Origin of the sequence: Bacillus sp. 3103sda1 (genome assembly GCF_024159135.1) — a bacterium.
GTDB classification, from domain to species: domain Bacteria; phylum Bacillota; class Bacilli; order Bacillales; family Bacillaceae_G; genus Bacillus_A; species Bacillus_A rhizoplanae.
Map to the genome: position 1 here is coordinate 2,551,114 of NZ_JAMYWS010000001.1, position 25,109 is coordinate 2,576,222.

Annotated in this window: 25 protein-coding genes, 1 pseudogene and 1 riboswitch; of the genes and pseudogenes, 11 read left to right on the top strand and 15 right to left on the bottom strand. The window is 36.4% G+C overall.

The genetic code is table 11. The features are described from left to right. The first annotated feature begins 8 nt into the window (after positions 1–8). Together NKR74_RS12650 and NKR74_RS12655 are read left to right on the top strand one after the other, a co-directional pair. Positions 9–1,238, top strand: coding sequence for a serine hydrolase domain-containing protein (locus tag NKR74_RS12650; RefSeq protein WP_253629780.1), 1,230 nt, complete (start codon positions 9–11; stop codon positions 1,236–1,238). A 277-nt stretch (positions 1,239–1,515) separates the two neighbouring features. After that, a complete protein-coding gene (locus tag NKR74_RS12655) occupies positions 1,516–2,946 on the top strand; it encodes an IS4 family transposase (protein ID WP_253628483.1) in 1,431 nt (476 codons plus the stop codon). 293 nt (positions 2,947–3,239) lie between these two features. Here the strand turns inward: NKR74_RS12655 and NKR74_RS12660 are convergent, their stop codons facing one another. From NKR74_RS12660 to NKR74_RS12685, 6 genes are all read right to left on the bottom strand, one after another. Continuing rightward, positions 3,240–3,518: an AbrB/MazE/SpoVT family DNA-binding domain-containing protein gene (locus NKR74_RS12660; protein WP_253629781.1), complete on the bottom strand. Its 279-nt coding sequence runs from the start codon at positions 3,516–3,518 to the stop codon at positions 3,240–3,242. A 178-nt stretch (positions 3,519–3,696) separates the two neighbouring features. After that, positions 3,697–3,936 carry a DNA-binding protein gene (locus NKR74_RS12665; protein WP_253629782.1) on the bottom strand — a complete coding sequence of 80 codons (240 nt, stop codon included), beginning with the start codon at positions 3,934–3,936 and terminating at the stop codon, positions 3,697–3,699. Positions 3,937–4,485: 549 nt separating this feature from the next. Beyond that, on the bottom strand, positions 4,486–5,454 hold the full coding sequence (locus tag NKR74_RS12670) for a DUF4822 domain-containing protein (protein WP_253629783.1): 969 nt from the start codon (positions 5,452–5,454) through the stop codon (positions 4,486–4,488). Positions 5,455–5,560: 106 nt separating this feature from the next. Continuing rightward, positions 5,561–6,271: an ankyrin repeat domain-containing protein gene (locus tag NKR74_RS12675; RefSeq protein ID WP_253629784.1), complete on the bottom strand. Its 711-nt coding sequence runs from the start codon at positions 6,269–6,271 to the stop codon at positions 5,561–5,563. Positions 6,272–6,375: 104 nt separating this feature from the next. Further along, positions 6,376–6,846, bottom strand: coding sequence for a nucleoside deaminase (locus NKR74_RS12680; protein ID WP_253629785.1), 471 nt, complete (start codon positions 6,844–6,846; stop codon positions 6,376–6,378). 44 nt (positions 6,847–6,890) lie between these two features. After that, positions 6,891–8,183: a purine/pyrimidine permease gene (locus tag NKR74_RS12685; RefSeq protein ID WP_253629786.1), complete on the bottom strand. Its 1,293-nt coding sequence runs from the start codon at positions 8,181–8,183 to the stop codon at positions 6,891–6,893. Positions 8,184–8,475: 292 nt separating this feature from the next. Between NKR74_RS12685 and NKR74_RS12690 the strand changes: the two genes are divergently transcribed. The 6 genes from NKR74_RS12690 to NKR74_RS24150 all read left to right on the top strand — a co-directional run bounded on the left by NKR74_RS12690 (position 8,476) and on the right by NKR74_RS24150 (position 13,724). Continuing rightward, the gene (locus tag NKR74_RS12690; protein ID WP_253629787.1) at positions 8,476–9,375 is read left to right on the top strand and encodes a LysR family transcriptional regulator; all 900 of its coding nucleotides are present in this window, start codon (positions 8,476–8,478) and stop codon (positions 9,373–9,375) included. Positions 9,376–9,817: 442 nt separating this feature from the next. Further along, entirely contained in the window at positions 9,818–10,183 is a 366-nt protein-coding gene (locus tag NKR74_RS12695) for a PH domain-containing protein (protein ID WP_253629788.1), read from the top strand. A 134-nt stretch (positions 10,184–10,317) separates the two neighbouring features. Beyond that, positions 10,318–11,247, top strand: a complete 930-nt coding sequence (locus NKR74_RS12700) for an AAA family ATPase (protein WP_253629789.1) — start codon at positions 10,318–10,320, stop codon at positions 11,245–11,247. Further along, on the top strand, positions 11,244–12,407 hold the full coding sequence (locus NKR74_RS12705) for a DUF58 domain-containing protein (protein WP_253629790.1): 1,164 nt from the start codon (positions 11,244–11,246) through the stop codon (positions 12,405–12,407). Before NKR74_RS12700 ends, NKR74_RS12705 begins: the two co-directional genes overlap by 4 nt. Then, positions 12,382–13,470, top strand: a complete 1,089-nt coding sequence (locus NKR74_RS12710) for a DUF4018 domain-containing protein (RefSeq protein WP_253629791.1) — start codon at positions 12,382–12,384, stop codon at positions 13,468–13,470. The genes NKR74_RS12705 and NKR74_RS12710 overlap by 26 nt, the downstream gene beginning before the upstream one ends. 116 nt (positions 13,471–13,586) lie before the next feature. Next, the gene (locus tag NKR74_RS24150) at positions 13,587–13,724 is read left to right on the top strand and encodes an IDEAL domain-containing protein (protein WP_375337700.1); all 138 of its coding nucleotides are present in this window, start codon (positions 13,587–13,589) and stop codon (positions 13,722–13,724) included. 175 nt (positions 13,725–13,899) lie between these two features. Here the strand turns inward: NKR74_RS24150 and NKR74_RS12715 are convergent, their stop codons facing one another. The 7 genes from NKR74_RS12715 to NKR74_RS12745 all read right to left on the bottom strand — a co-directional run bounded on the left by NKR74_RS12715 (position 13,900) and on the right by NKR74_RS12745 (position 19,406). Continuing rightward, positions 13,900–15,027: an alkene reductase gene (locus NKR74_RS12715; RefSeq protein ID WP_154710932.1), complete on the bottom strand. Its 1,128-nt coding sequence runs from the start codon at positions 15,025–15,027 to the stop codon at positions 13,900–13,902. 525 nt (positions 15,028–15,552) lie between these two features. Beyond that, positions 15,553–15,849, bottom strand: a complete 297-nt coding sequence (locus NKR74_RS12720; protein WP_253629792.1) for a putative quinol monooxygenase — start codon at positions 15,847–15,849, stop codon at positions 15,553–15,555. Positions 15,850–15,934: 85 nt separating this feature from the next. After that, positions 15,935–16,573: a nitroreductase family protein gene (locus tag NKR74_RS12725; RefSeq protein ID WP_253629793.1), complete on the bottom strand. Its 639-nt coding sequence runs from the start codon at positions 16,571–16,573 to the stop codon at positions 15,935–15,937. Between the two features lie 35 nt (positions 16,574–16,608). Then, positions 16,609–17,037, bottom strand: coding sequence for a MarR family winged helix-turn-helix transcriptional regulator (locus NKR74_RS12730; protein ID WP_154710935.1), 429 nt, complete (start codon positions 17,035–17,037; stop codon positions 16,609–16,611). Between the two features lie 417 nt (positions 17,038–17,454). After that, positions 17,455–17,919 carry an NUDIX hydrolase gene (locus NKR74_RS12735; protein WP_253629794.1) on the bottom strand — a complete coding sequence of 155 codons (465 nt, stop codon included), beginning with the start codon at positions 17,917–17,919 and terminating at the stop codon, positions 17,455–17,457. 77 nt (positions 17,920–17,996) lie between these two features. Beyond that, complete coding sequence (locus NKR74_RS12740) at positions 17,997–18,638, bottom strand: FMN-dependent NADH-azoreductase (protein WP_098311261.1); 642 nt, start codon at positions 18,636–18,638, stop codon at positions 17,997–17,999. Between the two features lie 297 nt (positions 18,639–18,935). Further along, positions 18,936–19,406, bottom strand: coding sequence for a GNAT family N-acetyltransferase (locus NKR74_RS12745; protein ID WP_253629795.1), 471 nt, complete (start codon positions 19,404–19,406; stop codon positions 18,936–18,938). A gap of 180 nt (positions 19,407–19,586) precedes the next feature. Between NKR74_RS12745 and NKR74_RS12750 the strand changes: the two are divergent. Then, positions 19,587–19,907 (top strand): annotated as a pseudogene (locus tag NKR74_RS12750) (NUDIX domain-containing protein); the annotation flags it as partial. A gap of 31 nt (positions 19,908–19,938) precedes the next feature. Here NKR74_RS12750 and NKR74_RS12755 read toward each other — a convergent pair. After that, entirely contained in the window at positions 19,939–20,850 is a 912-nt protein-coding gene (locus NKR74_RS12755) for a DMT family transporter (protein ID WP_253629796.1), read from the bottom strand. 126 nt (positions 20,851–20,976) lie between these two features. Here NKR74_RS12755 and pdxR point away from each other — a divergent pair, with 126 nt between their 5' ends. After that, positions 20,977–22,422, top strand: coding sequence for a MocR-like pyridoxine biosynthesis transcription factor PdxR (gene pdxR, locus NKR74_RS12760; RefSeq protein WP_253629797.1), 1,446 nt, complete (start codon positions 20,977–20,979; stop codon positions 22,420–22,422). A gap of 119 nt (positions 22,423–22,541) precedes the next feature. On the opposite strand, the gene NKR74_RS12765 is transcribed toward pdxR, so the two are convergent. After that, entirely contained in the window at positions 22,542–23,345 is an 804-nt protein-coding gene (locus NKR74_RS12765) for a VOC family protein (protein WP_253629798.1), read from the bottom strand. Positions 23,346–23,693: 348 nt separating this feature from the next. Between NKR74_RS12765 and NKR74_RS12770 the strand changes: the two genes are divergently transcribed. Then, entirely contained in the window at positions 23,694–24,593 is a 900-nt protein-coding gene (locus NKR74_RS12770) for a sulfite exporter TauE/SafE family protein (RefSeq protein WP_253629799.1), read from the top strand. 306 nt (positions 24,594–24,899) lie between these two features. Next, positions 24,900–25,093: riboswitch (Lysine riboswitch) on the top strand. Positions 25,094–25,109: the final 16 nt, after the last annotated feature.

A 25,109-nucleotide genomic window follows, 5' to 3' on the forward strand; every position in this document is an offset into this window, starting at 1 on the left:
AGAACAAAATGGGACAAAACAATAAAGGCTTTTCTGAAACAGGGTTGCGCAAAATGCGCAATGTACTGGCGCAGCATGTCGATTCTGGAAAGATTCCTGGGCTCGTCGCCTTAGTCAGCCGAAACGGCGAGACGCACGTCGAAGCGCTTGGAACAATGAGGCATGATGGTGGCGCACCAATGCGTCGGGACACGATCTTTCGATTGGCGTCCACTAGCAAGCCGATCGCAGTTTCACCGGTAATGGTTCTGCTCGACGAGTGCAAACTGCATTTGGACGACCCAGTAGACAAATGGCTGCCCGAACTCGCCGACCGGCAGGTGTTGAAACGGCCCGATGGTCCGCTGGAAGAGACCGTCCCAGCACGGCGTCCTATCACTGTACGAGACCTATTGACCTCCACATTCGGGCTCGGAGTGGATCTCACGTTGATGGGTTCTCCGATCATGAACGCGTTCTTCGAGAGTGGGATATTCGACACGCCAGGGCAGGATATGCCCGATCCAGATGAGTTTATGTGTCGCCTAGGTGCACTTCCGCTAAGCTACCAGCCCGGAGAGCGGTGGCAGTATCATATCAGTATTGAAGTGCTCGGCGTGCTTGTTGCCAGGGTCACGGGTCAGACATTCGAGTCGTTCCTGCGCGAACGCATCTTCGATCCACTGGGAATGAAGGACACTGGCTTCTACGTGCCTGAGCGCAAGATTGACCGGCTTCCACCTGCCTTCAACCCCGATCCGCAGACAGGTGAGTTCATCGTGTGGGATGAGGGTGCAGGCGGACGTTACAGCAAACCTCCAGCATTCCAAGCAGGCGGTGGTGGGCTGCTCGCAACCGTCGACGATTATCACGCGTATTTGCAGATGCTGTTGAACAAAGGGATGCACGGAACCAAACGGATCCTGTCCCGACCTGCAATCCAGCTGATGACCACCAACCGTCTTACTCCTGAACAACAAGTATACCGAGACGATTTGGCCAAAAACAACGTCCATTTGTCGTTTGGACAAGGGATACAAGGCGGCTGGGGCTTTGGGATGGCGGTGCGTACCTATCTTGGAGACTACGCGTCTATCGGTCAGTTCGGCTGGGATGGCGGAACCGGCACTGCAGCTTACGCTGATCCAGACAAACAGTTTACTGGAATCCTGTTCACCCAGGTTGGGATGTCCACTCCGGACTCATCGCATCTTATCCAAGACTTCTGGACCACGGTCTACCAAGCAATCGAAGACTGAAACCGAACTTAGGTATTGTTTAAAGGAAAACGGCAAGACGGATGCATAATCATAGGCTTGGCGTATATTTTTTAATGTTATATTATAATATTATTATTTGTATATATAACCATCTACTTTGAGGATGATGCCCTCAACTATCCGAGAAAAACTGCTTTTATTAATAGATATTAGGGGTCCTGCCACACATCCATCAACTTAAGGATTTAGACTATTTTTGAAGCTAAAAGCACGTTACTATTCTCTTATGTTAATGAGAAAGGGTGACGTGCTTTTTATGAATATGCACCAAAAACAAGAGTTATCTTTATTTGCCGAAGAGTTATATCGATATATGTCTCCCGCTACACTTAATCAATTAGCTATAGAAGCAGGCGGAATGAAACGAAAACGTAAGTGCCACGGGCACCATTTCTTATCTTTGTGTGTATGGTTAAATCAACAAATCGCTACTACCTCTCTTACTCAACTTTGTAGTCAATTAGAAACTTCAACAGGAATTTTATTAAGTCCTGAGGGACTTAATCGACGATTTAACTCGGCTTCTGTAGCCTTTTTTCGAACTGTATTTACTACACTTCTACAAGCTAAAATTGGAGGGTTATCTAAGATTTCTCATTCTCTTTCTGCTTACTTTGAGCGTATTCGTATCCTTGATTCTACAACCTTTCAAGTTCCAGATCGATTCGCATCTACTTATCCTGGTGCCGGAGGATGTAGTCATAAAGCTGGTGTAAAAATCCAACTAGAGTATGACTTGTTGAGTGGAGAATTTTCTGATGTGAAAATTGAACCAGGAAAACGAAGTGATCAGGCGTATGGTGCGACTCGAACAGGCATGATACAAAAGAATGAGCTGTATATTCGTGACTTAGGATATTTTCGTCTACAAGACTTTAAGTCTATTCAAGACAAGCAGGGGTATTATTTATCCCGTCTTAAGTTACCAACTAAAATATATAGAAAAGAGTTCGAAACAGTGGTATTTAAAACAAAATCCTCTCAATTGAAACCGGTATATATACAAATTCATTTAGAAGACATTATGAAACAACTACAACCTGGCCAAGTGTATGAATTACACGATGTATATGTAGGGAGTAAAGACAAACTGCCTACTCGTATTGTAGTTTATAGGTGTACCGAGGAGCAAAAACAGAAACGCCTACGTGACCGAGCTATTCGCGAAAAGAAAAAAGGAATTACATATACAGAGCGCACGAAGCTTTTACAAGGTATTACGGTATATATGACAAACATTCCTACGGAATGGGTTCCAAAAGAGAAAATCTATGATTTATATTCATTACGTTGGCAAATTGAGCTGTTATTTAAAATATGGAAATCTTGGTTTCAAATTCATCGTTGTAAATCTATTAAACAAGAGCGATTAGAATGTCATCTTTATGGGCAACTCATTAGTATTCTATTATGTTCTTCTACTATGTTTAAAATGCGAGAACTCCTATTACGTAAGAAACAGAAAGAGCTAAGTGAATATAAAGCGATGTACATAATTAAGGATTATTTTTTACTTTTTTACCAAGCATTACACAAAAACACCCAAGAATTATCAAAGGTTCTCCTTCGTCTGTTTAACCTCCTACAGCACAACGGACGAAAATCTCATCGATACGAGAAAAAGACAGTCTTTGATATTTTGGGTGTTGTTTATGAGTATACCACTTCTACTCATCAGGTAGCATAGTAAAAAAATTGAAACCCGTCAGGGTTTATTTGATATGCCCACTTTTATAAAATCTACAAAAGATAATAAAAAACTATATGGAAAGACCGCATTTTGTTTGAAAATATACCTTAAGTTGATGGATGTGTGGCGGTACCCCATGATTCACTCATAAGGAAATAGCATCCCAAAAGAGAAATAAGAGATAAATGTAGAATGTTATGTGATATTGTTTAATATAGTAATTAATACGATACGTGAAATTATTATATTGATAGTAAAAAGCTCCTTGTATGGCGGAGCCTTTAATTTCTCTATTTAACTTGGTATTGTTGCAACTCTTTAACCAGGTACTCTGCACCTTCTGGACTTATTGTAATCTTTCCATTTGCTAATGACATATTACGCTCTGAAACCTCACCAGTTATCACACAATCCCCACCAGCTTGATACTTCTGTAAAACAATTTTTTCTCCATCTACAAAGATCTCTAATGGTGATTTTTCTTTAATACCGAGCGTATCCCTCAGTTCTTTTGGGATAACTACACGCCCCAATTCATCTACTTTTCTAGTGATTCCCGTTGACTTCATTCAGCCTCTTTCCTCTTTTCATTATCTTATTTACCCTATGTTTTTCTTTTTATTGTAACAAGCTTTCTCCAAATATAAAAAGCATTATGATCCAAAACCAGACAATCATCCTGAGTGTATTTTTGAATCCTCCCCACAATGAAATAGTTTCTTCTTTCATTCTTAACATCCTTTCTCCTTATTCTTTTGGTTCTCCAAACCATTCATACATTGCTTGACGACTAATAATCCATTCCTTACGCTTTCCTTCAGGATGCAAAAAGTACTTAACTAAGCCTTCTTGTAACATGCGTTCTAGATCCTTCACTTGCTTCTCATTCATTACAGACGGGCTGTATTTATTCTTCAATGTCTCACGAGGAATCCTCCAATAAAAAGATGCTTCAGCTGGTATCATGTATTTTTCGATTTCTTTCATGAGAGTTCTCCTTTGTTTGCTGTTTTCCTTCTATGTTACAATAAATGAAGAAGGAAATGGTCAGATTCCCTTCTTACTAGATCATTTATGTCATTGCCCTTTGTCTGCTGTTAAGCAAATGAAGGGTTTTATTTTGCTTGTTTATTTTGACTATCTATCACTGCAAGACGTGTAGCTTTGAAATAAAGTTTGTTCAAAAATGCCTCGCAATCCCAAGTTTTACGATAAATAAAAAGAATCCATTTTGAAAAAAGATTGATCAAAATGGATTCTTCTCTTACAGATTTATGTTTAGTTTTTATAAAAAAGTTTGATCATTTCTACCTATGTTGTTCAACAATCGCGCCCGTTTGTTGAAGATCACTGAAGCTTCTATTAGCTAGTTAGTTTAAGCAGAAAGCTTCACACTCTTTTGTTCTATTCCCGTCATTTCACTTATTTCCTCACTGTTTAAATTCGACAAAAGAAATTCTAGTTATTTCTTCCCTTGTTAAAGGAAACAAGAAAGGAATGGAGAAATCTATTCCCTTCTTGTCTGCATACCAAGCCCTATTTAGTGAATTTTGGTTTAAAATCACCTTTATAAGGTTCATGTTCAACGAATATAGTTATGTCCTTGCCACCTACGTCTTTACCAGTTCTTTTATACGTAAATTTATTATTATTAAGTTCGGTAAGTTCAAGGGCGGCGCCATACTTATTATTTCCAATTGAAACATGGGCTCTTATCTTATTTCCGTGTACAACATCGAAGTAGCCATAATCACCGCGGCTTTTGCCTGTTTCAGCATTGAAAAACTCATATTTATTAGTCTTATCATTAAATTTTGCCAGACTTATAAAATTTGAATTATATTTTGTTACATCATTGCCGTTTTCATCTAATACCTTTGTTCCTTTCCAAAGGGTGCTACCTAAAATTTTATCTCCATCAACGTTTTTAACAATATCTCCTGTAGTAGTGTCCAACTGCTTGTCCGGATCAGTAAAAGACAGCTCTTTTTCTTTATATGGAACATGTTCAACGAATACCTCTACGTCGTTGCCATTAGCATCTTTTCCCATTCTTTTATAAGTAAAAACATCTTTATTTAGTTTTGTCATGTCAACAACAGCTTGGTAATTCATTGATTCTGAAATTAATATTCTCTTCTTCCCATCATTGGTGATAAAGAATGTTCCTTTATCGCCACGACTTTTACCTGTCATAGCATCAAAAAATTCATATCTTCCTGATTTCACATCATATTTCGCAAGACCAATGAAGTTTGTATTCTCTTTTGTTAAGTCATTATTATCTTTGTCATACACTCTTGTACCTTGCCAATCTGTGCTACTAAGAATGTTAGCCATTTCCTGACCTTTGGTTAACTTATTTTCCTTTTTAGTCTCTTTAACAGCTTGTTCTTGCTTCTGTTTACTATGATATTCTTGGGCGTTAGCACCAGCACTGCACCCTATTAAAACTAATGTGAATCCGAGTAGTATTGATGATATTGCTTTTGCTTTTTTGTTCATTTTTATCGTCTCCTCATTTTATGATTGTAGTGAATTTACATTATTGTCTATTATTTATAGTAGTAATACAGATCGCTTGTACTGATTGGAATCTTATACAATCCGGCTATTTTGCTCCTGCTTTTAACAAAATTTTTTCAATCTCTTTAAAGCCTTTCTCACGTGCATGTTGTAAAGGAGTCACCTTATTATTGTCTGGAATGTTCACATCCGCACCATGTTCAATCAGCAATTGCACCGTTTGCTGCTGCTTATCGTCTCCATCATTCAAAATAATCGCTTCTAATAAAGCTGTCCAACCAAGATTATTGACATGATTCACATCAATATCCGTATGGATGAGAAGTTCTTTTATTACATCCACATATCCATGTTCTGAGGCAGGGATTAAAGCTGTTCCTCCATACCGGTTTGTAATCGCCGGGTCGGCCCCTGCTTCAATCGTAAGTTTTAGAATATCTATATATCCTTCTGCACCAGCATACAGGAAGGGATTGTTTTTCATATCATCCTTGATGTTCACATCCGCACCTGCCTTGATAAGTACTTTTGCGGTTTCTACATCATTGTTATATGTCGCAATCATAGTGGCAGTCCGTCCTTTTGAGTCCTGTGTGTTGATGTTCGCACCTTTCTTAATGAGTTTGCTTATGGTGTCTGCCTCTCTATGTTCTGCTGCTTGAAGCAACTGTTTATTTAATTCTTCGCTCACGATTTCCTTCTCCTTTTCTTGTTTTTTCGGTTCTCCACTAATGTTAGAAATACAACCTTGAAGCAAGAGAATACATCCTATAAATGCCATCATCCACTTCCACATAAAATATTCTCCTCTATTCTAATATGGTTTTTGCTCTGCTCTTTTTACCTGAGGAGTGAAATTTTTTATATTCTGCGGCTTTTTCTCTTGGAAAACACGTTCCGTTAAATATATAATTTATTCTTTTCTTTCCAAAGAGCAAAAGGATTCTTTTCATGATGATTTTTATCGAGCTTTAATAATTTAATGTCTCGTTGTTCCTTTGGAAGAGCTATTTGCTGATAAACGTATTTTGTTCCTAATCCAATTTCTTCTTCCTCTTGTGCAGTATAGGAATAATAAACATGTTTAAGGTTCGCCCAGTAAATAGCACTTAAACACATCGGGCAAGGCTCCCCACTTACGTATAGTATACAGTCGGAAAGATCAGATGTACCAAGAGTGCGACAAGCCTGACGGATAGCTAGAAGTTCAGCATGCGCAGTGGGGTCGTGTGTTTTAAGAACATCATTTTCTCCCTTTGCAACAATCTCACCATCTTTAACAATCACTGCACCAAATGGTTTTCCTTTTTTGTTTTTGGTATTGTCGTAAGCTAACTCGATTGCCAATTTCATGAATTCTTCGTGACTCATTTAAAAACACTCCTTTAAAAATTAAATATTAAATATGATTTTTTTCACTCATGTTTTTTTGTTTTCCATAGTTGTTCTAGCACAATTACGATGATCGTACCAACAATGAGACCATTCCTTAAAATATATTGGAAAATAGTAGGCAGATCATGAAATATTCCTTTAGGAAGAAACATTAATCCAATACCGATTAGCAATGTGATTCCTAATATAGTTAGTTGACGCTGATCTAATTCGTCTTTCAAAAGGGATTGAAACGAGATCCCAATCATTTGGACAAAGGATGCTAAACTTGCGGCACAAGCAATAGGGCCGGGAAGCATAGCTAAGAAGTTGACGATTGCCGGAACAAAGGCTATACCTGCTAAGGCTAAACTTGCTATTAGGAAAGGCATTATTCGTTTTTGCTCGGTTATTCGGATAAAACCCGCCGATACTGGCAATGGCACAATTCCAATTGTCGAAAAAAGAGCTGATATAACATGTGTACTACCGCCTGCCCAACTGGCGCGATTAATGGTTTGTTTTTCGAATTCTCCTGATTCTGGAACCACTTGTTTAACAGCCGTAACGGCCGCTATCGTATTAGAGACTAAAATAAACGTAAATACAATTGAGGTTATAACCATTCCAGCATTTAACTTCGGGGTCCCCCATGCAAAAATGTCTGGTAATTTAATGAAGGAAGCCGGTGTGGAAATCGTATTGGGGGTTTTTCCTAATAAGAAATATAGTAACCACCCAAATAAAATTCCTAACAGTACGGAGTAACTTTTCATCCATCCTTTTCCTTTAATTGATAGCACTATCACTAGAACAAATACGCCAAATGAAATCGCTACTATTTGATAATCTAGGTTGGACTGTCCTTGTATTCCGAGCATTCCCTCTAAAAAAACACCACTAAGTTGAAGACTCAGAATCAAAAGAAAAGAACCAGTAACTAAAGGAGTGAACAAAAACAGCAGCCGATTAACCAGGCCGGTTATGCCAAGAATAACTAGTAAAAATCCTGTAACCAGCAAACCACCTTCTAAAAGTTGTAATGTTTCTTTCGTACTTTCCCCCTGCTGAATCGCCATACCCGCTAAAATAACAAATACACTGACCCATGAACCTGCAGGTCCGTCAGCGATCGGATAGCGATGTCCGAGCCATCCTTGTATAAAAGAGCTAATGCCCACCACAAAAAAAGTTCGTTGCATCAAATCGGATATTTCCTCAGTCGATAAATGAAATACTCCCCCGATTACGATCGGTAATGCAACAGAAGTAGCCAGCAGGAAAAAGAACCATTGAAATATGCTTAAAGCGCCGTAAAAATGTTGTTTCTTCATATTGTTTCACCTTTATATTAAAATGTTTATTTTTTCCAAGTACCAATAGAAATTAGTTCTAATTGGCTTAAAAATAAAGATTTCCCGCAAGAAAAGCTTTTATTAACCTATCTCGATGTTCTAGCTAACATCTGCAAAATTTTTTTACTTAAAAATGCATCGCGGTTTAAAGCCGTTGCGGGAAATTTCTTTTCATCTAAAATTATGATATCTTAGAATGTAGTATATGAAAAATATAAAAAAAATTAATTTTACTTAAGTTTTTCATATAGGAAGGGAGTTTTTTCCACTGATGGATATTAGACAACTGCGATATTTCATAGCAATTGTAGAAGAAAGAAAAATTTCTGCTGCCGCTGAAAGACTTCATATCTCCCAGCCTCCGCTAAGCCAGCACCTGAAAACAATGGAAGATGAATTAGGAACGAAATTAATAGAGAGAAGTGGGAAATTTTTAGAAGTGACGGAAGCAGGAAAATCCTTATATAAGTATGCGCTACAAATGACTCAGTTAATGGAAGAAGCCAGAATGGAGGTAAAGGAAGTCGGAAACGGGGTAAGTGGAAGACTGACGATAGGTATCAATACTTTTTCGGTAGGCGGATTACCTGAGTTACTTCACCAATTTCACAAAAAATATCCTAAGGTTACATATAAAGTTCATCAAAATGAGTCATCTCATCTTTGTCAATTAGTGAGAGACAGGATTGTAGAGCTGGCGATTATACGATTACCGCTCGAGTTAGATGATTTTTCAGCTATCCATCTTTATACAGAACCTTTTTACTTTATTACTTCAAATAAAAAGCAGCCTTTTAATCATCAGGTTATGCTTGCTGACATTCAAAACCACCCTCTGATATTACCGAGTACAGAAGGATTGGGAGTTCATTATATGATCTTGGAAGCATTTTCGAAAGCTCAACTACATCCGAACATTATTGCCGAGTGCTCTGACATCTCCCTTTTATTAGATTTAGTCGCTTGTAAATTTGGAGAAGCCATTGTTCCGGAAACCGTCATTAAACAATACAAAAACTACAATATCCAGGCTTTCAAAATTACAGATACAGAGCTATCTGCATCTATGGGCTTAATATGGCTGAAGAATCATTATCTATCAAAAACCGCTCAAAACTTTACAAAACTGTTAACAGGGTACCTCCAGCAAAACACGGATTTACAGCGTTAAGGATATTCCAGCATTCAAAATCCCAATCTCTCAGTGTCATAATTGAGAAATTGGGATTTATTTATTCAACTATATGGCCCGATTGTTGAATACAATGATTGGTATTTTTTAAACAACTTTATTATTTTTCAAATGACTTTATTGTCATTTAACAGTCACATATTAGTTATATGTAATATGTGACATCCTTTATTTTTGATAACTTTTTACGATTTAGGTCCTGATAGCCATTTGTTACTACTCAACAGTTCCTTAATCCGCCTTTCAGTTTAGATCTTCTTTTCACTTTTCACTATAAAAACGCCCCTTTAGATAAACAGATCCAAAGGGGCAAAACATCGTGTCTTTTTTATAAACACCGTGACTTTATTTAAAAGACTACGGAAATTATCGAACTTTATTTAAATGATATAATCATTATATATAGAAAGAGGTGATTGTAATGCCAACATTACTAGATACAGTAAAAAACTTACTCCATGAAAACGAAACAATCCTTTTTTACGCACAATGTTCCTTATCATTATTTTTACATAGAGGACCATCAATGCCAGGGATACTACTGACAACAAATAAAAGATTACTGTTTGTATATAAAGAAAAAAACGAGCCTACTCCTGAGCGATATGAAGAATACTTTTATGAACAAATCGAAGAAGTAAAAGAGCATCCTCACTTTTTCAGCTCTCACATATCTATTTACTACAACGATGATTGGGTACGTTTTGAAAAAATATACGATCAAAATATAAGAAAACAACTTTGTTCAATCATACAACAGCAAATTGTAAGTAGCTCGTTAACATAGGGCTACTTATTTATTTACTTTATCAGAACATCTACGCACATGCTTAACATTGCATTATAACGAAAAATAATTTTATTTTTTAGAAAATTCTGTTAAAATTAAGAGAAAAAGACTTGTAAGAAAGGAAGAAACAAATGATACATAAGTTAAAAGAAAACATCTCTTCTGTATTTGTCGGAAAAGAAAATGTAATTGACCTTCTCTTAGTTTCTTTATTAGCAGATGGACACGTCTTATTAGAAGACGTGCCTGGAACCGGAAAAACATTGCTAGCAAAAACAATTGCGAAAAGTATTGGCGGACAATTTTCCCGCGTACAGTTCACTCCTGATGTTTTACCGAGTGATGTAACTGGTATTGAATACTTTAATCCGAAAACAAGTGAATTTGAACTACGCCTTGGTCCTGTTATGACAAATTTATTATTAGCAGATGAAATTAACCGTGCAATGCCGCGTACGCAATCGAGTTTATTAGAAGCAATGGAAGAACGACAAGTAACACTTGAAAAGCAATCCACACCTCTTCCGAAACCATTTTTCGTAATCGCAACGCAGAATCCAATTGAATCACAAGGAACATTTCCACTTCCAGATGCTCAACTTGATCGCTTTTTAATGACCATTTCGATTGGCTATCCTACTCCAGAAGAAGAACTCCAAATGATGAGACGTTTTCGAAAGAACAAACCATTAAACGAGCTTCAGCCTGTCATCTCACTAGATGACATTATTCAAGTACAAAATAAAGTAAAAGATGTTTATGTATCAGAACCTTTAGAAGACTACATAATCAAACTTGCTAATGCAACTCGTAATCATGATTTTATCGCAAACGGAATTAGTCCACGCGGAACACTCGCTTTAGTAAGAAGTATTCAAGCTCTTTCCTTTTTAAGGAATCGAGAATTTTGTACACCAGAAGACGTGCAATTACTACTTCCTTACATTTGGAAACACCGCATTATTTTATCCATGGAAGGCGCTCTTCGTACGACAAAACAAGAGATTATAGAAGCGATTTTGAAAGAGGTTGATGTACCAGTGGAGATTGAACAAACATGAATGGTCAACGTCTCGTCTCCGTCCCATTATTATTTCAAAATCATACCATAAAATTAACAATTCCGATTGCACTGTTGTTCACATTTTTCTTACCGCAGCCATATATCGTATATCCGCTTCTGTTTTATTATGTATTTTCTTTCTTTATTTATCGGTATATCACTTACATAGAGAAATACTTTCAAATTATAAATAAGAAACAAACAACAAGATTGTTTCCTAAAGAGAATGGACAACTATCCATTATGTTACAAAATGAAGCAAAAGTATCGTTGGTGAATGGAAAATGTTTTTTTCATATACATCCATCACTCGATATTCATCCAAGCATAGGACTAGAACAAATATCAAAAAATCTCTTTTCTTTTCCATTTTCACAGCCTGCTCGTTCACATCAAAAGTTAGATTTAACTTTCACAGCGACAAAACGAGGGGTTTTTCAAATTGAACAGTTTGAATGCATCATTGGTGATCCTTTTCACATCATTCAAGTACATTTACCAATTATGCATAAATTAAAAACAGAAATTATTGTCTATCCTACCCCGAAGCAAGTTGCTGGACTACAAGAAATACAGCAACTATTACTGGGCTCTTATAGAACAAATTTTTCTTTTTTTCATGATGAAACGTCAATTGTCGGAGTAAAACAGTATGAAAGAGAATCATTTCGTTCCATCCATTGGAAGGCATCTGCCAAAATGCAAAGTTTACAAGCCAAGAAATATGAAGCAGTAAAAAATTATAGCTGGACAATTTGCATATGCCTTGCCTCAGATCGAGGAATTGGATGGAAAGAAAATATAGAAGACTTGATTTCCTATGCAACATACATTTGTCAAATTGCAACAGAAAAGAAAATTCCCTTTGAATTATTTATTAGCATTTTAACAGAAGATGGGCCTATGCACTTGACGCTGAATGAAGGCTCTATACATTATGCAAAAGCATTGGAAGAACTTGCACGTATTTCAGAAGATAGTACATTACTGCCGCGAGAGAGTTTTCTGCATTATATGATGCGAAAAAGAGTGAGGTCGTCTACACTATTTTTCCTTGGCTTCCCTAAACATACTATACCTTATACAACACAGCCAACATATATTGTTCACAATGAAGGAGTGGTGGAACAGCTTGAATACATGGCTACGGTACGTTAATGATTTTATTCTTCTCCTCCTTCTTTCTTTATTAACTGAAAAAGGAGAAGTTGTACACATTGTTTCGTTTCTTCTAGTCAGTCATATTTGTTTGCTGCCTATTATAAAAATTAGTAAAAAGAAAAAAACATGGTTTGTAGCACTATTCATTCTACAAGTCATGGTTTGCTATTCTTTGGCGTTATTTTCTACTATAAGTTCCGTATTATTACCGTTTTTCTTTTTTCTTGTGTGCGCAAAAGATGATGTTTCACCCTTTCATAAATTATTAGGAGCCGTTCTATGGTCTTTTGGTTCCATATTTCTCCATATGCAACTTCCTTCCATATGGGAATTAGGATTACTCATTTTGCATACACTCCTAACATTATGGATGACAAGTTTTAATCGAAATCAACAAATAATGCGATTACTATCAGTTACAGCTATTGGGATTACTAGTTTTTTATTCATACCTTTCCTTTCTTACGTACGAACTGGCATCACTTATGTCATTCAATGGATTGCTTTAGGATTAGGATATATTTTAAACCCACTATTTCTAGCAGCTGAACTGAAGCAAACTGACCGTTCTTTAAATAGTAATTTGATGCAAGGTAATTCGCCGCCTCCACAGGTTCTAGGAAAAGAATATGATCCGTTCGTTTTACAATGTATTACAATTCTTATCATTGTAGTTGCTGCCATTTATGTAATTTGGAAACTATTTAAAAGGCGTCATGAAATCAACTTTGGGCGTATGTCTTCCTATGAACCTATCATTGTTGGTCTAGAACAACGAAATATACAAAAGCGAAACCGAAAGTTACGCCCACCAAACAATGCAATTCGTAAAGAAATATTTAATTTGGAAAAGAAACTAAAACCACCATTAAATCGGCTACGCGGTGAAACAGTTGAACAATGGATGGAAAGACTTCATAGAGAAGAAAAGATCTCCATTCAATTTGATGTGATTATCGATGCATATAACGCTACAAGGTATGCAAACCGTGATAATACCGAACTTCTCCAGAAATTTAAAAGAGAAGTTCATATATTATACAAATATCGAAATCAGTGAAAGAAAAGAAATAATAAGCTTGAATCTCAATACTAGCTAAAAACCTCGACTTCTCCTACTGGAGTTATCGAGGTTCTTAATAGTATGATAAGGGTAATATAAAAGGTGCATCTAAAATAGCTGAAGAATTTTTAAAAGGTGTTCTAATTACACAGAAGAAGATGAATATTATGATGGAGATAGATCAAGCGTTAGATAAAAGAAATAAAACAGAGTTCATTCGTTTATCAAAGAAGTATAGAGAGCTTACATAAAAGTTGGATATTTTTAAAGTAAAAAAAGATAATGAATAGCAAAACAATATTAATATACTAATAATAACGAGTAGCGTTTCATTCATTTTCGCTTTCCCCTATCATGCTATTCTCTTATATTTTTTGCTTACATAATAAAAGAAGAACACCTTATGTGCTCTTCTTTTATTATTATTCATATTAATGTAGCAAGATGCTGCTTTGCATCGTATTCCTCTAAACTTTCCCCATGTTTAACACGATGAACAAAATCCGGATTAGAAATCAATGGTCTACCAAATGCCGCTACATCAATTGTACCTTCTTGTAGTGCTTCTTCTGCCTCTTTTGGATTTAAATTCCCAACTCCTACAATTATACCATCCCAATATTTACGAACTAATTGATGTAAGTTTTTTCCGTCAGCTATAACTTGCGTATAATTCATTGTTGAAGGATGAATCATCGTTAATCCTACTTCACAGAACATCTCTACGAAAGTTTGAATTGCTGCTTCAGGGTTTTCCCACATGTAGCTAGGGTTATCACCTTTAAATGCCGAAAAACGAATAAGCGTTTTATCTGCACCAATCGCACTTATAACGGCTTGCAATACTTCTTTCATAAATGTTAACCTTTGTTTTAAATCTCCGCCATATTGATCATTTCGATGATTCGCAAATTCATAAGCAAATTGATCAATTAAATACCCATGTGCCCCATGAATTTCTACCCCATCGAAGCCTGCTTCTATCGCATTCCTAGCAGCTTGCGCATACTGTTCGATAGTCTCTTGAATTTCTTCTATTGTCATCGCTTCTGGCGTATCAAAAGGCTTCCGAAAACGTGGGACATTTCCTTGTGCCGCAATAGCTGAAGGTGCTTGTGGTAAGAATCCACCTGTTAGTTCATGATGGCTCATACGTCCTACATGCCATATTTGCGCAATAATTGTTCCACCTTCTTCATGTACTGCATCTGTTACTGACTTCCAAGAATCAATTTGCTCCTCGGTATAAATACCTGGGACACCTGGATTCCCCTTCGCTCTTGGGCTAATTACTATTCCTTCTGTAATAATTAGACCAACACCATCTGCCGCACGTTTCCGGTAATACTCGGCTACATCAGCTCCAACTACCCCTGTCTCATCATTAGCAAAACAACGCGTCATCGGTGCCATTGCCACACGATTACGAAGAGACCAAGCTCCAATTTGAATCGGATCAAATAACTTTGTTTCTTCCACGTTTTGAAATGATCCCCAATTGTTTATATTCGTGCCTTCATAGATACTGGCTATTTTATTATTTGAATTTGTCATCTTTCTTCCCCCTTAATTAAAAATTCCACCTACATTTCATTGAAACGATGGAAACTGTCTATAACCGTATCATAAATTTTCACAAACTAGTGCGTCAATTTATCATTTTAGCCAAGAAGACTTCTTCCTCAATTTGTGTGAAGGTGCGTAGCACCAACAAATAGGCGGGAGATGAATTGGCTTTTTTGCGTAGCAAAACATATACTCCTATGTTATAATTTCCCATGTACAAGTTGTACTTTGAAAACTGAACGTATGAGGTTGTAGCAGGTACTTATTGGCTCTGCTATGTAAAATGTTCAAGCCTAAGAAGTAGCCGAAGACGCATTAATGATTCTTAGGAATCTTGCAGTAGGCTCATAAGCAGTCCCAAAAGCTAGACTGATGGGATAGAGGGGTTGGGTGTCTATAGCACACCATTGTGTCAACTCCACTAACGTTAAGCGTTCCGCAGTGTTCGATACGTTAGAAACCCCTACTTCAAACGAAGTTAAGTAGGGGAGTATTCATACGCTCTCCTTGTTATTACCCTTGTAGCGGTTTTCCATCAAAAGCTTTTATGTCTAATGGTGCAACTAAAAATTGATTTGCTTTGCCAACAAAAGTAGTGAAATGCTCACTCTTATTGTGATTAGCAACTACTTCTGTATTTTCCCATACCTCTACCATTGTATAGACATTTTCTTTTTCGGTATCCTTGTACAAATCATAAGACATATTTCCACTTTCTTTTCTTGAACCACTGATTAGCGGCTGAATCTCATCTAAAAACGCTTGTTGTTTTGCTGGATCCACATGAAATTTAGCATGAATTATAATCATAGTACTGTCTCCTCTCACTTTTCTACTTGTATTTGTATATAAAAGGTTAATCACACAAATAATGAAACCTTGTGATCTTCTACAATTACTTCCACTGAGCAATTTTATCAATTGGAAGGCGAACTGATGGGTAACCACTGTTAGCTGCTTTTCCAATTGATATTAACATAACTGGTACATAACGATCTTTATCTAAACCAAACGCTTCTGCAATTTTATCTTTTTCATATCCACCGATTGGACATGTATCGTATCCGTGAGCACGAGCTGTAAGCATAAGTTGCATCGCAACAAGACCACCATCAATTAAAACTGTGTCTCTCATTACTTCCGGCGAAACTGTTGAGAAATAACCTTTAAGCTTCTCCATTTGACTTTCTTTTACGTCTAAAGGCATATATCCAAGTTCAACTGCTTTACCGTAAATTTCTTCACCATTTTCAAAATTATTCAAATCACCAAAAACAGCAATCATTGCTGCTGAAGTTTCTACTTGACGTTGATTAAATTTAGCAAGTGGCGCAAGCTTTTCCTTTCCTTCAGCACTATCAATTACTAAGAAGCGCCATGGTTGCATATTTACAGAAGATGGTGCAAGCGTTGCTTCTGTAAGGATCTCTGTCATTTCTTCTTTACTAATTTTCACAGTAGGATCGTAATTTCGAATAGAACGACGACCTGTGATAATTTCTGTAAAATTATTTGTTTTTTGTAAGTTAGTCATAGATGAATTCTCCCTTTTTCTGTCTAATGATTACATTAGAATTCTTTTATATTTTTTTGAATGCGATTTAACATATTTAGAAGCTCATCACGTTCTTCTTCGTTGAAATCCTTTAACACAGAAGTTGCAAATCGCTCTTTTTCCTCTTGAAAGGAGTGAATTTTATTCCGACCAGCATCTGTTAAACTAACAAGGGTTATTCGATTATCATTCGGATTTTTACGTCTTGTAATCATTTCGTTAGCTTCAAGTTGCTTTAAATGCCGGGTAATTGCTGCATTGTCAATATTGATTTCTTTTTGAAGTGCTTTTTGACTTATTTCATCTACTAGATAAAGTTGATGTAAAAGTTCCAGTCTAGACTGGCTAATCCCCGTACAACCTTCGAATTTCGAACTAATGTCTTTATTGAGGAAATGTAATTTATATAAAATAATTGCTTCCTTTGAACATGAATCGCTCAAATTACCACCCCTTTTTTAGACTACCTAAAAAGTTGATGTATCAATAATTGACCCATCAATAATTGATACATCAACTAATATACATAAATTTCATTTGAAAGGCAATAATTTTGTTTTTATCCTCTTTTTAATGGGAAGTTATCCCTTCTACTTCTCAAAATTATATTTACTATTCCCTTTTCTCACCAAAATTATTATTCAACTATATTTCCATATGTACAGCTTAGAGTCGGATGTCTTTTATGCTAGACAAAACAATAATATACTCTTCTTATTCTCCTCTGACCTATATCCAATTTTTAAAAGATAGGATTTCACAAAAAGAGACTGCCCCAAAAGGCACATATGTACCTTTTGAGGCAGTCTCTTTTTATTTGAAATTATACATAACCTTAACAGTACAGAGCCGTCTTTCTTTTAATTTGTCACAATATGTTCTACACACTGCGGTAAATGATCTAGCTTTGTTTTTAAAAAGGCAGGCTGCGTATTAAAATGATGGATCTCCTCTAGTGGAACCCATTGAAACTCAAATTCTCGTCCACCATCTTCTCTGATAAAAGAATCTGTTTTTGAAATATCACAATCCTCTAAATGCGTTTCATAGTAAAAACCTATTTCATGAAACTCATGATTATCATAAGTAAAAAACTTCTCAACAATCCATATTAATCGTTTTACATTTGCATCCACTTCTAACTCTTCTTTCATCTCTCGTTTAAGAGCAGACTCACTACTTTCAAGCATTTGAACTCGTCCTCCAGGTAGACACCAAAAGTTATCTCCCTTCCCGCGATGAAGAAGAACCTTTCCATTCTCTATACATACAGCTGCTACGCGATAATTAAAACGTTTCCCATCCTCTGTAAAAACAATATCCATCCCGATTCCCCCCACACTTATCTGATAAATAAAAACCCACAAATTCCATTATAAGAAATTTGTGGGTTTTTTTCTAATTATTCAAAAAAGCCTTTTGCAACTTCTCTCGCGTGTGCCATTGCTTTTTCTTTAATGCTCTCTGCCTCATCCGGCATTTGATTCATACCTTCTACAATAATAGATTGTACATCTTCAATTCCAACAAAGCTCATAATCGCCCGAAGATAACGATCTCCAAACTCCTTTTCTATTGCTGGACCTTCTGAATAAATACCACCGCGTGCTTGAATATGAACGGCCCTTTTACCAGATAACAAACCAACAGGACCTTCTTCTGTATACTTAAATGTTTTTCCTGCCATACAAATTGTATCAATGTATGCTTTCATAAGCGGTGGAAAGCTAAAATTCCACATCGGTGTTACAAATATATATTTATCTGCTTCTACAAACTGATCTGTTAATTTATTAATTGCAGCGATCTTACTTTGCTCTTCTGCAGAAAGATTTTCAAACGCTGTCCCTTTTTGTAGCTTTCCCCATCCATTAAGTACATCTGCATCAATATATGGAATATTGGTTTTGTACAAATCAAGATCAATAATTTCATGATCCGGAGCCTCGTGACGATATGCTTCTAAAAAAGCTTGTCCAACTGAAAGTCCATATGATTGATCAGTTGGTTTCGGATTCGCGGTAATGTATAGAACTTTACTCAATTGCTATCCTTCCTTTCGAAATATAAATTCAACCCTCCTTATATTGCCTTTTATCTTAATTTTTATTAAAAATTTTGTATCTGTTCGAAAGAATCCTCTTTAACTTATCATGACACATACCGCAAAGTGCGATTATTTACTGCAAATTCGACTTCGGACTACATTGGTATTATGTTTTGCAAGTACTATCATGAACAACATTTTACTAAAAAACACCTCTCGAGAAAAAACAAAAGTATATATTTTATAATAAAAAAGCAGCATAACAATTTTATATCGTTTTGCTGCTTACATCATTTATAAATGTCTTATAAATAACACTCGACTTCCACTCTGTCCATCATAATTTGTATGTACAGATATCCCCTCTATTTGACTATCTCCTTTTTCAATATTAAACCCTACATCACGATGAAATTGAATGGACTTTTGATTAACAGGAGATGTTACTGCTTTTACAATATGACGACCATTGGAACGAACGGCATCAAAAAAGGAGGAATACAGTGCTGACGCAATCCCTTGTCTTCTATATTTTGGATTCACACCGATAAAATGAACGTATGCCTCATCTTCAAAAGTTTGCGAAAAAAAGCCACATAAAAACCCTGCAATTTCATTATCATTTTCAATAATAAAACTCGTTTCTTGAAAATGAACAAAAAACAGCTTTGGCAGCATATCTGCCATCTGTCTCCCGCCCCACCAATCATTAATAACAGAATGAATTGTAATATAATCCTCAGGCTTAATTTTTCTAATATGCATATGTCATGTCCTCTCACTTCTCATTTATATGTATGTTATTAGCCATTGAAGTTCACTTTCCTTTATCATTTTTCGGAATTTCGTATCATCATATGAGATAATACAATAAAAATAAATGAAATTAGGATACACTTTTTCGATTCACCTCGCCACCTTTACGTACATTTAGAGGTGGGAGTCCTCTCAAAAGGTATGATAGAAAATAACGAAACAAAAGAAGCATGCTTACATCGTGAATTATTAGAGGAATTAGGCTGGGAAATTGAGGTACACCACTATATCGGAAATGCTGAGCGCTACTTTTATGCAGAAAAAGAAAATGTATACTATCTAAATGATGGCCATTTTTACATATGTAGTAAAGTACGAGAACATCATGTTCCTATTGAAAATGATCACATCTTACATTGGATATCTTCTTCTGAAGCACAGCAGTTGCTTGTTCACGATCACCAGCAATGGGCCGTGAAGCAAGCAATCTTATTATGTAAACAAAAATGACCACTCCTCTTAGGACGTGGTCATTTTCATACTAACTTACCTTTTTTAAATTGAGCGCTGGCTTTTTCACTGTTCTTTTTTTCACAACGTATAACCCAGCAAAAATAACAAACCCACCAAACAATTGCATGATGTTCACCTGTTCGCCTATCGTTACAGCTGCAAATATAACCGCGAATAATGGAACAAGATACATATACACCATTACTTTTGTTGAACCAATTTTACTAATCCCAACGTACCACATTGCAAGTCCAAAAATCGTTGCAAATACAATAGAATATCCTAACGACCCCCAACTTAGCATATCACTCGGCCATGTTAAGGAGTCTACATTCATAATGCAGTATAAAACAAGCGGAACAATTCCTAATAACGTTGACCAAGCGGTTACTCGCATCGCAGAATATTTCGTAATAAGCGGCTGAGCAAGAATTGGATACCAGCCCCATGCAATCGACGCAACCAATCCAATTATATTTCCAAGCCATGCGTATTCATATGTAGACTGATTCGTATGCCCTGTCAATAGCACAAGCGCTGCCCCGCCAAAAGAAAGCATAGATCCGATTTGTATTTTCAGAGAAAAACGTTCTTGTTTATGCAATACAGCTAAAATCCCAGTAAAAATTGGAGACATTGCAATTAATAATGAAGCATTCGTCGCAGAGGTATATTTTACTGAAAGCATAAACAGTGTTTGATATAAAGTTGTCCCTACAATACCAACCACCAAAAGTCTCAGCCAGTCTTTCCTCTCTATACGTAATGAACGTTCCATAATAAAAGTAATAAGTAGTAATATTGGTGATGCAATTAAAAAGCGCATACTATTAAATTGAATGGATGACATATATGTCACTCCGTATTTTCCTATCGTATAGTTTGCTCCCCATACTAAAGCAACTAACATCAGGAGCCATTCCATTTGCCTTCGTTTCATCCAAATCTCCCCTTCCCTCATTTAGCATAGTAAAATTGGCCCAATGCAACACCATCCAATTGGCTGTTTTTTCACCCAGCCAATTTGCTATAATGGTGATAATGAAGGAACAAGGAGACGTTACAAATGAAATGGAAGTTAGATTTAGATAGTAAAATCCCGATCTATCAACAAGTTGTTGATTATATTGAAAGGCGTATTATGTACGGAGAGCTTCCACCAGGAAGTTTTCTCCCTTCAGAGCGCAAGCTAGCAGAGCAGCTTCAAGTAAATCGAAGTACAATTACAACGGCCTATAATGAACTACGTGCAATGGGAATTGTTGAAAGTACAACTGGAAAAGGCACAAGGGTCAGTACACAGATGTGGGGTGTATCGCCGAAATTCGCACCGAATTGGAGCGGTTTTGTGGAAGGTGGGACATTTTTGCCTAACTTACCACTCCTTCGCTACATTCGTGAGCAAGTGCAGCAAAATGAAAATATCATTGATTTTGCAAACGGTGAACTTGGATGTGATTTGTTTCCTCATCAGCAATTACAAGCAATTTTACGCGAACAACCGTTAACACAATCATTAAGCTATGATCATCCACAAGGCTACCTTCCTTTACGAAAAATTGTAGCTAAATATATGAAGGAGCATTTACAAATTGATGCAACTGAACAATCGATTATGATTACTTCCGGTGCGCAGCAAGCACTGCACCTTATTGTGCAATGTTTATTAAATCCAGGCGATGCAGTCGCATTTGAAAGTCCGTCGCATTGCTATTCCTTGCCCCTTTTCCAATCGGCTGGCATTCGTATTTTTCCATTACCTGTTGATGAACATGGCATTCATCCAGACGATGTATACGAACTTTATCGAAAGCACCGGATTAAAATGATTTTCTTAAATCCCAATTATCAAAATCCAACAGGGACACTCCTTCATCCCAAAAGAAGGGAAACACTTCTATCTTTATGTGCCGATTTACGAATTCCAATTGTTGAAGATGACCCTTCTAGCTTATTAACATTAGAAAATAAAGAACAAACATGTTCAACTTTAAAATCAATTGATACAAACGGAACAGTCATTTATGTTCATTCTCTGTCTAAAATGATAGCACCAGGATTACGAATCGGCTGGCTCGTTGCTCCGCAGTCTGTTGTTGAACGATTATCAGATGCACGGCATCAAATGGAATTAGGTTTAAGTATTTTTCCGCAATGGCTTATACAACAATTTTTTGAAACAGTTCCATTTGAAACACATTTACAACAGTTACGCTATGAACTATTACAAAAAAGAAATATATTAGCAGACGCACTGCAATGCTCACTTCAGAAAGAACTCTCATTTTCTATACCAACAGGCGGAATTTACATATGGGGAAAATTAAAACAACCTATTCAAGAGAAACAACTTATTATGCAAAGTTTAAAACAACAAGTGGCCTTTATGCCCGGCAGTATTTTTGGTGCAAAAGATGATTATATTCGTCTATCATATGGAAAAGTAAATATAAATTATATTACTGAAGGGATCTTTCGACTTCAAAAAGCAATCAACTTTTGTTATTCGTAAAGGCTTCCAACATTACGATTGGAAGCCTTTCGATTTATACCAAAATTTTGTTTGGACAATTGCCGGCCAATTTGTACGCTCTGCTAATTGCTTTATTACTTCGTTCACCTTGATTCCTCTTAAAATATGTACATACCATTCGATATCTGATATACACTCGTATTCTCCTTGTCTCCTTGAAACTCTACAGCAAATGGTACCTCCCCGCAGTTCTGTAATTGATTCTGAACTACTCCATTCCCTATTGGTTCACAAAGTTGAATTGTTATTTTCCCAAGAGAAAAACTTCGAAATACAGCATTCCACTCCTTATCTATTTTTGGCGTACTCATTTCTATTTGCAATAACTCTTTCCATAGTTTGCTTGTTTCATTTACATTATTAACAGCATAGAATACCTTTTTCATTCCAGTTACATTATTGTCATGAAATGAAATCACTCCTTTTTTCTGTAAATCTGCTCTTCTTTTTTCATCCAATTCACCCCACTCAATAAAAAACGGTAATCTAGGTTCATCAGCTTCCTGTTCAATAAATAGCATTTTCCAGCTTAATAGAGTTCCATCATCTCTTAAACGTTTTCCCTCCAGCGGACCATTTATATGAAATCCCTTTTCAGAGAATTTCTTAGCAAGTTCTTCTATATGTTCTGTACGTAGTGCAACTTGAAGCATCCCTTCCCCCATTTGCAACTTACGAACAGTTTGCTGAATGAGAGGGTTCTCTGCTCTGTTTGCAGCTTCTTTGTTCTGAACTGCTAAAAACTCAATATATGCCAAATCAAAATAACATAAACTATTATATGTTCCCCAATTCGTATGCTCTCCTCCTTGAACTGTATGAAATCCGAGTATCTTCATTTGTTTTATTGCTTCAGCTGGAGAGCATTGAATTACGTGAACAAGATGATCAAACTGTAACATCTCCTCACCATCCTTACCTTTATCCTTTTTAGTGTATTACTTTTCGTTTATTTCTGGCAATTCAAAATTTTATTTAAAACATAGTTGATTTATATGATTAATATGTATTATAATAAAAAAAATTAGAATATGATAAAGCTGATTGGAAAACCAAAGGCTCTTTTCTCACTAGAGAAAGGAGCCTTTTTTATTTTATCCCGCTACTTTTGGGCAGCAAGACCCGACCTTAAGATTTTGAGAAGACAAAAGAGATAGATGGGAGATTATTGCCCGTAAGAGCCCGATTGATTCAATTAACCATCAGTCCTTGATGGTAATTTCACTTTATTATAAACGGAGGTATTAAACATGCAAAAATTAATTATCTTTGCCATCATTGGTTTTTTTGCTCAACTCATTGATGGAGCTTTGGGAATGGCTTATGGGGTAACATCTTCCTCATTACTACTCATGTTTGGAATTGCACCGGCGGTCGCTTCAGCATCTGTTCATTTAGCCGAAGTTGTTACAACTGCCGCATCTGGTATTTCACATATCCGCTTTGGAAATGTCGATAAATATACCGTTTCAAGACTGACATTACCGGGTGCAATTGGCGCTTTTGTAGGTGCTTGCTTTTTAAGTAACTTACCAGGAAATTTAATTAAACCATATATTTCAGTATTTTTATTCGTATTAGGTGTATATATCTTATTAAGATTTATTTTACAAAAACAAGTTGTTCAAACAAATAATAAACGCCTGTCTGGTAAGCAATTAATCCCACTTGGCCTTTTTGCAGGTTTTGTAGATTCAACAGGCGGTGGCGGTTGGGGCCCAATTACTACTCCTGTTTTACTTGCACGCGGTAATGAAGCAAGAAAAGTTGTCGGTTCTGTAGATACGAGTGAATTTCCTGTTTCATTAGCTGCCACACTTGGGTTTTTCATTTCTCTTGGATGGGAACAAGTCAGTTGGTTTTGGGTGTTTGCTCTTATGCTTGGTGGTATCATTGCAGCACCAATTGCTGCGTGGCTAGTACGAATTGTTCCTTCTCATTTACTTGGAGTTCTTGTCGGAGGACTCATTATTTTCACCAATATCCGTACGCTATTAACAACTTTTAAAGTAAATCAAAGCGTAATTTTTCTTGCTTATATTGTGACAGGTCTTGTCGTTACAATTGCACTGATTATTACGACTCGTAATCAATCACAACAGACAAACAAAAAAATTGTATATAACAAACAAAAACAAGTTTCCCCATAAAGGGAAGCTTGTTTTCTTTTAGTCTCCTCTTCTACAATATATTTTGTCGAAATTTATTTGTCTCAATTTTCTGTAAATTTTAAAGGATTTTTTGAAACACAATGCGAAACTATTGTATAACCTTTTTCATCAAGAGGTTACTTATTACATATTTTTTAGGACCGGGATGAATTTTGAAAGCGCTTTTCTAAAATAGCCATTCTTTTTCGCTTTTTTTCTACAAAAAAATCCTTGCAATATTCTCAGAAACTCATTACAATTGCGATATATTAAAAATCATAGCAATAGAAAAAATCCTCATCAATCCGATGAGGTAGAGGTTGCGGCTTTTATTAGTAATCCGGACGAGACGCAGAGAACGTCAATAACTCCGAATGAAAGGAAAAGCTGCCGAAGTTTATACTTCTTCTCTGGAAGTATATGCTGGGGCTGTTTTCGAATAGGAACAGAACTGTCACGTTTACAAAGTTACCGTGTAAACGTGGGGCGCTATCTTAACGGAAGGTATGATGGGGT